Below are 1,785 nucleotides of genomic sequence, written 5' to 3' on the forward strand. Positions count from 1 at the left end.
CCGAAACAGAGCTAAACGGATTCAGCTAACGGGTTCTTACCGTCATCTGCAAAAGTTACGAACCCGCTGTGAGCATGTGTTTGCTGAAAGCAAAGTTGCGCATGGCATGGATCGTGCACGGAGCCGCGGACTCGACTGCATGCAAGAACAGGCGCTACTGACGGCGATCGTTCAAAATCTGAAAAGACTATGCCGGTTTGGGAAAAAGCGATCTCGAACTGGTATGTCGGCATGCCAAAAAACGAAATCCGTGATGACAGAGGCGTTGTCACGCCTACTCATTTCAGCGCTGGCTGAGTTGTTTTACTCGTTTTGCATGTCCATCAGACGGCTACAACTGCACTAATTCACCGGACTTTTAAAAAACTGTGAGAAAACGAAGATAACAAAAAACAGGTCAATCATGGTGTGCTATCTGACCATAACAACCTGTTCAATGTAACGCTAAAGCGTTATTTAGGTTATAAAATTCAAGCAATTATGTGCGTACAAACGAATGACGAAGTCCTTATACAGATATTACATTGGGTAGTTATGTTATTGGTTGAATGATGGGTTTATTCGGGACTGGGTGGCCCCACATTTAAAATCTTAAATATTTAACGCAAGTTTTAATTTTTCATGTTCTGATTTACTAATATCCGAGACTTCAATCTTGGCGAGTAATTTTTGTTCGGTTAAGCCAAACCGTACTCGTCCATTCTGAATATGAGATACTATTGGAAGTTGATCAAATAATATACTAAAACTATTGTTACTAACCTCTACTTTGATATCGGTAATATCATCAAAGTAAACACTGTCGTTAAATATCGTGTCTTTGTTAAAGAGAGGAAGCCCTTGAATACTAGAGGTTACACCTTCATGATTTTCAGAAATCTTAACTTTCTCACTATCTATAAGTGTTAAAGTGAACGAAACTAAGCCACCGTCTTGTTCTGAAATCCCCATCTCAAATAAAGATTTTTTAAAATCTCCTGTTCTCCAATATAAGACTTTATCAAAACTTCTTTCATTTGCCCCCCACCTAACGGTGATCGGAACATATTCATCAAATTCTATGCTTTCTTCCTTAACACAAGAAATTTCATTTACCTGTATCATGTCTATAAACTCCTTCCCTTAATAATTTTAGGGAACATATAGAGCGTGTTTAATAACTGGTAATTGACCCCCTGCTCTAGGTTTACTAACTATTAACTCCCAGTTTTCAATCTTAATCATCTCATCATACTTTATTCCCTGCTTGACAGCTTGTTCAGTAACATCTTTAAAACTTCTTAGTAGCATTTGATCCGTCATTTTAGTACCATGTGATAAAGTTTTTGTTGAATATTCAGCCATATGTTTGGTCGCATTAGGATGAACCCAAAAAGTACTATCACCAACACTCAATTCAAATGATTTTGGAATAGTTGTATTTGGGTTTACTGGTTGAGTAGATTTCCTGAATCCGTGAAAGGGTTACGAATAAGAGAACCATCACTATCAGCTGTAACGATAGGCGCAGAAAGCAGAGGTGATGACTCGATTCACTTGAAAAAGACATCACGAAACAAAGCTTCCCTTGTGCAAAGCTTGAACGGAAACATAGGTTCGCAATCTATTATCCCGACAAGGTCCCGTAAATGCGCTGGAATGTCTGAAACCATGGACTATGTCTTCCGAAGCGGAGCTTCGTTTGTCTGGCATGCTCTACCATTCGAGAGGCCAGCCAGATCAGATTTTCGATGACCGTTTTGACCCGCCTGCAGCTGACTTTGTTTCGAAGTGGGGCATCCGGTT

Annotated in this window: 3 protein-coding genes and 1 pseudogene; 1 reads left to right on the forward strand and 3 read right to left on the reverse strand. The window is 39.7% G+C overall.

Annotated features, from left to right (window positions below):
- Positions 1-346, forward strand: a 346-nt coding sequence (locus tag ABD76_RS01215) for a transposase (protein WP_197253583.1), incomplete at its 5' end; no start/stop codon positions are given.
- Positions 347-591: 245 nt separating this feature from the next.
- On the opposite strand, the gene ABD76_RS01220 is transcribed toward ABD76_RS01215, so the two are convergent.
- From ABD76_RS01220 to ABD76_RS29095, 3 genes and pseudogenes are all read right to left on the reverse strand, one after another.
- Positions 592-1,104, reverse strand: coding sequence for a hypothetical protein (locus ABD76_RS01220; RefSeq protein WP_197253624.1), 513 nt, complete (start codon positions 1,102-1,104; stop codon positions 592-594).
- A gap of 27 nt (positions 1,105-1,131) precedes the next feature.
- Positions 1,132-1,344 carry a hypothetical protein gene (locus ABD76_RS01225; RefSeq protein WP_197253626.1) on the reverse strand — a complete coding sequence of 71 codons (213 nt, stop codon included), beginning with the start codon at positions 1,342-1,344 and terminating at the stop codon, positions 1,132-1,134.
- 262 nt (positions 1,345-1,606) lie between these two features.
- Positions 1,607-1,785: pseudogene (locus tag ABD76_RS29095) on the reverse strand (IS1380 family transposase); the annotation flags it as partial.

This window comes from Paenibacillus dendritiformis (genome assembly GCF_015845845.1).
In the GTDB taxonomy this organism is placed as follows: Bacteria; Bacillota; Bacilli; order Paenibacillales; family Paenibacillaceae; genus Paenibacillus_B; species Paenibacillus_B dendritiformis_C.

What these genes read in the sequence shown, in the direction of transcription:
- ABD76_RS01220 (WP_197253624.1), bottom strand. Translation starts at nt 1,104, where the DNA reads ATGATACAGGTAAATGAAATTTCTTGTGTTAAGGAAGAAAGCATAGAA.
- ABD76_RS01225 (WP_197253626.1), bottom strand. Translation starts at nt 1,344, where the DNA reads ATGGCTGAATATTCAACAAAAACTTTATCACATGGTACTAAAATGACG.